The sequence below is a fragment of the Noviherbaspirillum sp. genome, assembly GCF_035654295.1.
Lineage (GTDB): Bacteria > Pseudomonadota > Gammaproteobacteria > Burkholderiales > Burkholderiaceae_D > Noviherbaspirillum.
In genome coordinates, this window is sequence record NZ_DASRXF010000091.1 from 19,165 (window position 1) to 28,531 (window position 9,367).

8 protein-coding genes are annotated in these 9,367 nt (G+C 62.7%); 6 read left to right on the forward strand and 2 right to left on the reverse strand.

Annotated elements, in window-relative coordinates; genetic code table 11:
• Window positions 1-75 precede the first annotated feature (75 nt).
• The 4 genes from VFF99_RS09860 to VFF99_RS09875 all read left to right on the forward strand — a co-directional run bounded on the left by VFF99_RS09860 (window position 76) and on the right by VFF99_RS09875 (window position 6,070).
• Window positions 76-867 (forward strand): inositol monophosphatase family protein, encoded by a 792-nt coding sequence (locus VFF99_RS09860; protein ID WP_325017368.1) that lies wholly within the window; start codon window positions 76-78, stop codon window positions 865-867.
• A gap of 108 nt (window positions 868-975) precedes the next feature.
• Entirely contained in the window at window positions 976-2,331 is a 1,356-nt protein-coding gene (locus VFF99_RS09865; RefSeq protein ID WP_325017369.1) for a DEAD/DEAH box helicase, read from the forward strand.
• Between the two features lie 206 nt (window positions 2,332-2,537).
• Window positions 2,538-5,150 (forward strand): DNA mismatch repair protein MutS, encoded by a 2,613-nt coding sequence (gene mutS, locus VFF99_RS09870; protein WP_325017379.1) that lies wholly within the window; start codon window positions 2,538-2,540, stop codon window positions 5,148-5,150.
• Entirely contained in the window at window positions 5,147-6,070 is a 924-nt protein-coding gene (locus VFF99_RS09875; RefSeq protein ID WP_325017371.1) for a hypothetical protein, read from the forward strand. Before mutS ends, VFF99_RS09875 begins: the two co-directional genes overlap by 4 nt.
• Window positions 6,071-6,142: 72 nt before the next feature.
• On the opposite strand, the gene VFF99_RS09880 is transcribed toward VFF99_RS09875, so the two are convergent.
• Entirely contained in the window at window positions 6,143-6,694 is a 552-nt protein-coding gene (locus VFF99_RS09880) for a peptidylprolyl isomerase (protein ID WP_325017373.1), read from the reverse strand.
• A gap of 137 nt (window positions 6,695-6,831) precedes the next feature.
• On the opposite strand from VFF99_RS09880, the gene VFF99_RS09885 reads away from it, so the two are divergent.
• Both VFF99_RS09885 and VFF99_RS09890 read left to right on the forward strand, forming a co-directional pair.
• Window positions 6,832-7,953, forward strand: a complete 1,122-nt coding sequence (locus VFF99_RS09885; RefSeq protein ID WP_325017375.1) for a cupin domain-containing protein — start codon at window positions 6,832-6,834, stop codon at window positions 7,951-7,953.
• Window positions 7,954-8,170: 217 nt separating this feature from the next.
• Entirely contained in the window at window positions 8,171-8,455 is a 285-nt protein-coding gene (locus tag VFF99_RS09890; RefSeq protein WP_325017377.1) for a hypothetical protein, read from the forward strand.
• Window positions 8,456-8,528: 73 nt separating this feature from the next.
• Here the strand turns inward: VFF99_RS09890 and VFF99_RS09895 are convergent, their stop codons facing one another.
• On the reverse strand, window positions 8,529-9,308 hold the full coding sequence (locus tag VFF99_RS09895; RefSeq protein ID WP_325017381.1) for an MBL fold metallo-hydrolase: 780 nt from the start codon (window positions 9,306-9,308) through the stop codon (window positions 8,529-8,531).
• Between the last annotated feature and the right edge of the window lie 59 nt (window positions 9,309-9,367).

Here is a 9,367-nt window from a genome sequence, read left to right on the forward strand (position 1 = left end):
CGCATCGCTCATTAATCTTGAATTCATGTGGTCCCGCGCGGTATGCGACGGTACCGCAATTTTAACGGAACCCCTATGCATCCCATGCTGAATACGGCGGTGAAGGCCGCGCGCCGCGCTGCGTCGATCATCAACCGCGCTTCATTCGACATCGACCGAGTGAAGGTCTCCACGAAGAGCCAGAACGATTTCGTCACCGAAGTCGACCAGGCCGCCGAGCAGGCGATCATCGAAGTCCTCCGGACCGCATACCCCGACCACGGGATCCTCGCCGAAGAATCCGGCAATTCCCCCAACCTGACCGCAGAAACCGAAAACGTCTGGATCATCGATCCACTGGACGGCACGACCAATTTCATCCATGGCTTTCCGCAGTACTGCGTCTCGATCGCCCTGCAACAGAAAGGCCAGATCACGCAGGCCGTGGTGTACGACCCGACCCGCAACGACCTCTTCACCGCGACCAAGGGCGCCGGCGCCTACCTGAACGAGAAGCGCATCCGCGTGAGCCGCCGCGACAAGATGGCCGAAGCGCTCATCGGCACCGGCTTCCCGTTCCGCGGCACGGACAGCCTGGACGAATACATGAAGATGTTCAAGGTCATGACCGAGAAATGCGCCGGCCTGCGCCGACCCGGCGCGGCCGCACTCGACCTCGCCTATGTCGCAGCCGGCCGCCTCGACGGCTTTTTCGAGAAGGGACTGCAACCCTGGGATGCGGCAGCCGGTTCCCTGCTCGTGTCGGAGGCCGGCGGCATCGTTGCGGACTTCAAGGGCGAGTCCGATTATCTGTACAAGGGCAAGGTCATCGCCGGCACGCCGAAGATCTTTGCACAGATGGTGAACCTGCTGTCGCCGTACGCCTGATCCATCCAGCTCCATCGCTCAATCCAGGGCGCCACAACAAGCTGCCCTGCCATCCTCTCTTGCCGGTCCGGCACACATGCCGGGCCGCAGGACAACAATAGAGTACACATGTCTTTTACCGAACTCGGACTATCCGATGAAATCGTCCGCGCCGTCGCCGAACAGGGCTACAGCGCGCCTACCCCAATCCAGTCACAGGCAATTCCGGCCGTGCTGCAAGGCGGCGACCTCCTCGCCGGCGCGCAGACCGGCACCGGAAAAACCGCCGGCTTCACGCTCCCCATCCTCCAGCGACTGAAAGGCGGAAAGCCTGCCGCGAAAGGCACGATCCGCGCGCTGATACTGACTCCCACCCGCGAACTCGCGGCACAAGTGGAAGAGAGCGTGCGCGTCTACGGCAAGTACCTGAAGCTGCGTTCGGCCGTGATCTTCGGCGGCGTCGGCATCAATCCCCAGATCGACCAGCTTCGCAAGGGCGTCGACATCCTCGTCGCTACGCCGGGCCGCCTGCTGGACCACGTGCAGCAAGGCACCGCCAATCTGTCCCAGATCGAGATCCTGGTCCTCGATGAAGCAGACCGCATGCTCGACATGGGCTTCATCCGCGACATTCGCCGCATCCTTGCGCTGCTTCCGCCGCGGCGCCAGAACCTGCTGTTCTCCGCCACCTTCTCCGACGAGATCAAGGAACTTGCCGACGGCCTGCTGAACTCGCCGGCGATGATCGAGGTTGCGCGCCGCAATTCGACTGCCGAGATGATCGCGCAGAAGATCCACCCGGTGGACCGCAACCGCAAGCATCAGCTGTTGAGCCACCTGGTCAAGACGCGCAACTGGACGCAGGTCCTGGTGTTTACCCGCACCAAGCACGGCGCCAACAAGCTGGTCGAGCAGCTCGGCAAGGAAGACATCAGCGCACTGGCAATCCACGGCAACAAGAGCCAGTCCGCGCGCACGCGCGCGCTGGCTGAGTTCAAGGATGGCACGCTGCAGGTCCTGGTTGCGACCGACATCGCAGCGCGCGGCATCGACATCGACCAGTTGCCCCACGTCGTGAACTACGACCTGCCGAACGTGCCCGAAGACTACGTGCACCGTATCGGCCGCACCGGCCGTGCCGGCGCCAGCGGCGAAGCCGTGTCCCTGGTCTGCGTGGATGAGCACGACATGCTCAAGGGGATCGAAAAGCTGATCAAACGCAGCCTGCCGCGGGAAGTCATCCCCGGCTTCGAACCCGATCCGAACGCAGTGCCGCAGCCGATCCAGCTGCGCAGCGGGAATGGCGGCGGAGGCCGCCAGCGTGCTCCACAACGCGCGCCCGGCAAGTCCGCCAAGCCCGTCAAGCCGGAAACTACCGCGGCTCGCCCGGCTCCGGCCGGGAAGCCGGCGCAGCCGAAGCGTCCCGCCGCCAAGCTCCTCGGCGGCGGCAAGACAGCGTCGAACCGCAATCGCGGTAGCCAGTAACGCTGCATCCCCTATCGACGCGGCAAAGCGGATTTGCTGCGTCGATCCCCCGTCCTTTCAGTCCCATTCCCCATTAAAATGTCGGATTGCGCCCGAGGCGCATGCATGGCACAAGAAAGACTGGAATGGCATTGAAACCTGCACTGAAACCGGATAACGATACACCGCCGCCCGGGCTGGACTCCCTGCTCGAAAAGCACACTCCCATGATGCAGCAATACCTGCGCATCAAGGCCAACTATCCGGACATGCTGGTGTTCTACCGCATGGGCGATTTCTACGAGCTGTTCTTCGATGATGCCGAAAAGTCGGCTCGCCTGCTCGGCATCACTCTCACCCAACGCGGCGCATCGAACGGCAATCCGATCAAGATGGCCGGCGTGCCCTTCCATTCCGTCGAGCAGTATCTCGGCAAGCTGGTCAAGCTGGGCGAGTCGGTGGCGATCTGCGAACAGATCGGCGATCCGGCGACCAGCAAGGGCCCGGTGGAACGCAAGGTGGTGCGCGTGATCACACCCGGCACACTGACTGACGCCGACCTGCTGCCTGAAAAATCCGAACGCCCGCTACTCGCGCTGCACGTCGTCACGCAGCGCAAGACCACGATCGCAGGCCTCGCCTGGCTGTCGATGGCAAGCGGCGCGCTGCGCTTGATGGAATTCAGCGCCGACGCGCGAACCTTCGATGCGCGCCTGAAACAAGAACTGGAACGGATCGCACCGGCCGAAATCCTCGTGACCGACAGCACGGAATCGCTGACGCAGAATGGGACGGCGGGAAAGTTCACCAGCGTGCCCGACTGGCACTTCGACATCAACGCCGGGCAGAAGTCTCTGCTCGATCAGCTGGCCGTCGCGACGTTAAGCGGCTTCGGCGCCGACGGCTTGAGCGCCGCAGTCGGCGCCGCCGGCGCGTTGCTGCGCTATGCGCAGTCCACGCAGGGGCGCGGGCTGCAGCATGTGCGCATGCTGACGGTCGAGTCGGAAAATGAATTCATCGGTCTGGATGCCGCCACGCGCCGCAACCTCGAACTGACCGAAACCCTGCGCGGGCAGGAAGGCAACGCATCCGCCCCCACCCTTTTCTCCCAGCTCGACCACTGCCGCACCGCGATGGGTTCGCGCCTGCTGCGCCACTGGCTGCATCACGCGCGCCGCGACCAGGAAATCGCCCGCGCACGGCATGCGGCGCTCAACGCGCTCATGCGCGCGGATGCCTCGTCCGGCCTGTCGGCAACCCTTGCCGCCGTGCCGGATATCGAGCGCATCACCACGCGCATCGCCCTGCTTTCGGCCAGGCCGCGCGACCTCGCCGGACTGCGCGGCGGTCTGCAGCAACTTCCCTCGCTGCGCGCTTACGTAGCGATGTGCAACAAGGATTCGGATGCGCCCCTGCTGCGCTCCATCCATGACGCGCTGGCCACGCCCGGCGAATGCCTCGAACTGCTGGAGCGCGGCATTGCGCTGGAACCGGCGGCGATGGTGCGCGACGGCGGCGTGATCGCACGCGGCTTCGATGCGGAACTCGATGAACTCCGCGCGCTGTCCGAAAACGCCGGTCAGTTCCTGGTCGAACTGGAGACGCGGGAACGCGCGCGCACCGGCATCGCCAACCTGCGCGTCGAGTACAACAAGGTGCACGGCTTCTACATCGAAGTCACGCACGGCCAGACGGACAAGGTGCCCGAAGACTATCGCCGCCGCCAGACGCTGAAGAACGCGGAGCGTTACATTACCCCTGAGCTGAAGGCCTTCGAGGACAAGGCGCTTTCCGCGCAGGAGCGCGCGCTCGCAAGGGAAAAGCATCTCTACGAAAAGCTGCTGAACGAGCTCGCGCCGCACATCGGCCTGCTGCAGTCGATCGCACACGCGCTTGCACAGCTCGACGTGCTCGTGGCGCTGGCCGACCACGCGCTGCGCAACAACTGGTGCGCGCCGCATCTCGTGCCGGAACCGACCATCCAGATCGAACAAGGCCGCCATCCTGTCGTCGAGAACCAGATCGAGCGTTTCATCGCCAATGACTGCAACCTCAACAGCGAACGGAAGCTCCTCCTCATCACCGGCCCCAACATGGGCGGCAAGTCCACCTACATGCGCCAGGTGGCCCTGATCACGCTGCTTGCCTATGTCGGCAGCTTCGTCCCGGCCTCCAGCGCCGTCATCGGGCCGATCGACCGGATTTTCACGCGCATCGGCGCCGCCGACGACCTCGCCGGCGGGCGTTCGACCTTCATGGTGGAGATGACGGAATCCGCGGCGATCCTGAACGGTGCGAGCGAACACAGCCTGGTACTGATGGACGAGGTCGGCCGCGGGACATCGACCTTCGACGGCCTCGCGTTGGCGTGGGCGATCGCGCGCCACCTGATCGAAACGACTCGCAGCTTCACCCTGTTCGCGACGCACTACTTCGAACTGACGCAACTGCCGGAAACGCATCCGACTGCAGCCAATGTTCACCTGTCTGCGGTCGAGCACAAGGACAGCATCGTCTTCCTCCATGCGGTGCAGGCGGGGCCGGCCTCGCAAAGCTACGGCCTGCAGGTGGCGCAGCTTGCGGGCGTGCCGCAGGCGGTGATCAAGGCGGCGCGCAAACATCTTGCCGCGCTCGAAGCGCAATCCGTCCAGCCGACGCCGCAGTTCGACCTCTTTGCCGCCCCGGCGGCCATTCCTGATGACCCGGATGAGGAAAGCCCGGATGCCTCCATGGCGACCGCGCTTGTCGAGGAACTTGCCGGGATCGATCCCGACGCCCTGTCGCCGCGCGAAGCGCTCGATGCCCTCTACCGCCTCAAGGCGCTGGTCGACAAGCAATGAATCGCATTGTGCTGCCTCTGCTGGCCCTGTGCCTGGCGGCGCTCCTGCCGGGCTCCGCGCACGCGGATTCCGATGCCTTCAGCTTTTCCGTCATCGCGCCGCCGCGTACCGCCGGCGACGAGGACAGGGCAATGCAGGCATCCATCGAAGAGACGGATGGGGATAATCTCGCCTTTGTGGTCACGCTAGGAATCAAACCGGCAAACGAGCCGTGCACGGACAAGGTGTATCTGCGGCAGAAATCCTTGCTGGACAGTGCAAGGAACGGCTTGATCGTGTCCCTCGCCGCGAGCGACTGGGCGCGGTGCCAGGCGGAATCCCCCAGATCGTCAGGATTCGGACGTCTGGCGCGGCTGCGCGACCTGTTGTTCGCCGACGATTTCACGCTCGGCGCGAGCCGCCTCCCCGTTACCCGGCAATCCTTGATCGCCAAGTTCCGCAACTTTCCGGAGAATGCGCGCTGGGAAGTCGGCGGCGTCATGTTCGCCACTATCAACCTCCCGTCCAATAACAATAACTACCTTGTCGACGCGGGAAGAAACAGCGAGTTCGAGGACAGACTGGTCGCCAACCGGGACTGGCTGAATCGTGTCTTTACCTTCGCTCAGCGGGAAAAAGCTGCCGGCGTCGTGCTGTTCAGCGACAGCAATCCGCTGGCGGCTGCGCGGCCAGGGCAGCGCGACGGCTTCGCAGAAACCAGGAGGCTGCTTGTCGGCCTTGCCGGGAAATTCCCGGGAAAAATCCTCGTGGTCCATGGAACAGCCGCGGGGGCAACGCGGTCCGGAGTCATTTCATGGCGAGGAAACGTCGGAGAGCTCGCCGTTGCGCCGGGCTGGACGAAGGTCAAGGCGGACACCCGGCAAAGCCGGCTGTTCGCAGTCGAAGCACGTGCGGCGCGCGAGCCGGAAGGTCAACGCTAGCGCGGATGTGCATGCCCGCGCCAGCGTCTCTATGTAGTTCTGACCGGTGTTTGTAATACCTTCACGGAACGGTCAGTGCAGCGGGTAGCTGCGGAAATGATCGCCGTCCTCGCCCTCGGTGCCGTCCTGCTGGTGATGATGGTGATGGCCGTCCGCGCCGTGCACGTGCTGGTGCGCCACCTCTTCGTCGGTTGCGGTCCGGACCCCGGCGACATTGAGCGTGAATCGCAGGGCCATGCCGGCCAACGGATGGTTGCCGTCCAGGACCACCTGGTCATCCGCGATGTCGGTCACCGTGAAGATGATGGAATCGTCGGCGCCTTCGGCATCGTCCGGCGTGCCTTCGAACTGCATGCCGATCTCGACCGGCTCCGGCAGGCGGTTGCGCGGTTCGATCTTGATCAGGTTCGGATCGTATTCGCCGAACGCATCGTCCGGCTCGACCTGGATCGTGGTCTCGAACCCGACATCCCTGCCCTCGAGCGCCTCCTCGATCTTCGGCAACGTATTCTCATAGCCGCCATGCAGGTACACCATCGGATCGCGGCTTTCTTCGATCAGATTGCCTTGCGCGTCCGAAAGCTTGTAGTGGACTGTCACCACTGTATTCTTGGCGATCTTCATGAGCCGTCCTTTCGTGTCAACATTTCAGGATTATACTCGCCCCTGCCGCCGGACCTTGCGCCGCGACAGATTTTCCGATTACAGTCCCGACGCGCCGCTGGCCAATCAGCAATACGCATGCCCATCCAACGACCATAATGAAAAAGCTCACCCTCCTCGGCGGTCTCACGACCCAGCAATTTCTCCGCGACTACTGGCACAAAAAGCCCCTCCTCATCCGCCAGGCCATACCGCAGTTCAAGCCTCTGCTCACGCGGGAAGAACTTGCCGCAATGGCTGCGCGCGACGATGTGGAATCGCGCCTCGTCACACACTTCGGCGCGCGCTGGCAACTGAAGAAAGGTCCCTTCGACCAATTGCCCCCTTTCAGCAAGAAGGCATGGACGACATTGATCCAGGGCGTCAACCTTCACCACGACGGCGCCGATGCGTTGATGCAGCAATTCCGGTTCCTGCCCGATGCGCGGCTGGACGACCTGATGATCAGCTATGCGACAGACACCGGTGGTGTCGGTCCCCATTTCGATGCCTACGATGTGTTCCTTCTGCAGGCACATGGAAAGCGTTTGTGGCGGATCGGACCGCAGACGGACATGACGCTGGTCGAAGGCCTTCCCGTCAAGATCCTGAAAAACTTCAAGCCCGAGCAGGAAATGGTGCTTGAGCCCGGCGACATGCTCTACCTGCCGCCCCACTATGCCCACGACGGCATCGCCGTCGGCGAGTGCATGACCTACTCGATCGGATTCCGCACGCCTTCCTTCCAGGAACTCGGCGAAGGCTTCCTCCAATACCTGACCGAAAGCGTCGAACTCGACGGCCACTACGCGGACCCCGACCTTGCGCCGACCTCGAAACCAGCGGAAATCGGCAGCGACATGATCACCCGTGTCGCCACTGCGATTCGCAAGATCCGGTTCGCCGACGACGACATCGCCATCTTCCTCGGCGAATACCTGTCGGAACCCAAGCCCAGCGTCTTCTTCGATGCTCCCGTCCGTTCCACATCCCTGCCCCGCTTCCTCGAGCGGGCAGAAAAGCGCGGAGTGAAACTGGCACGAAAGACACGGATGCTGTATCGGGGAAGACATGTGTTCATCAACGGCGATTCTTTCGTCGCCGCAAGCGCGGACCGTCGTGCACTGGTCAAGCTGGCGGACAGGCGCGGGCTTGACCCCGAGGATATCAAGGCGGCAAGCGAGGACGTGCGGGAAGCCTTGCATGCATGGCACGAAGACGGCTGGATCGTCCTTCAGTAAACGGCATCAAGCGGGATGTTGCTTTTGCTTACAAATTCCTTACGGAAAAGAAAAGCGCTGCCGACTCGATGAAAAAAAACCCGCTATAATTGTCGATTAGGAAGTTTTCGACGTACCGCAATGCAACACGATACGGGGTCGAAGACGCCTAAAGAGCGATAATTACCGGTAATTATTCATCGCATAATTTTTTATAATAAATTTGTAAAGGGAAACCATGAAAAAGACTCTGTTGATCGCATCCCTGCTGGCTGTTGCTCTGGCTGCCTGCGGCAAGAAGGAAGAAGCTGCTGCTCCGGCACCGGCTGCTGCTCCGGCTGCTTCCGCACCGGCTGACGCTGCTGCTGCTCCGGCTGCTTCCGCACCGGCTGCTGCCGCTGCTGCTCCGGCTGCTGCTGCTCCGGCTGACGCTGCTGCTGCTCCGGCCGCTGCTGCTCCGGCTGCTTCCGCACCGGCTGACGCTGCTGCTCCGGCTGCTGCTGCTCCGGCTGCATCCAAGTAATCTCCGATTACTGCACAAAAAAGCCGACCATCCGGTCGGCTTTTTTTATTGCCTCATCGCTGCTCGCAGCCCCCTATTCCTGCAGCGTGATCCAGTCAAATCCCTCTTCCTGGCACGCGATCATCACCTCGATCCCGCTTCCGGCCGTGACGCCGAGCAGCGCCTGCCGCGCAAGCTCCGGCGTGTTGTTCTGCTGGCTCAAATGCGCCCCCACCACCATCCTTAGCCGCGACTTGTCCAGCGCAGCAAGTATCTCCGCCGTCGTATCGTTGGACAGATGACCGAAAGCCCCGCCGATGCGCTGCTTCAGCGAGTACGGATAGGACGAGTTGACCAGCATCTGCCGGTCATGATTGCACTCCAGCACCAGCGCGTCGCAACCACCGAGCGCAGCGACCAGATGCGGCGTGGATTGACCGGCATCCGTCAGCACGCCGAGACGGTATCGGCCGTCGTTCGCCACATACTGGACCGGCTCGCGCGCGTCATGTGGCACCGTGTAAGGAATGAGTTCGAGATCCCGGATGGCGAGCCGGTCGCCGTCGCGGCAGAAATGCACGATGACGCCGTCGCATTGCTTCTGGACAGCCTGATAGGTGCCAAAGCTCAGCCAGACGGGAATGCGATGTCTGCGGGCAAACTTGAAGACGCCGCCCACGTGATCCTGGTGTTCATGGGTGACGACGATGCCGGCAAGGTCCGAGGGCGCCAGGCCCTTGGACTGCAGGCGGCGCTCGGTTTCGCGGATGGGGAATCCGCAATCCAGCATGACGGTGGTGCTTGTCGTGCCGGATGCGGAAGAAATCAGAAGCGCGTTTCCTTCACTGCCGCTTCCAAGGCTTGCAAATTTCAATACGTGACTTACTTGAGTTGCTCGTTCAGGAGCGACAGGATCCTGTCCGCGGTCTGCGA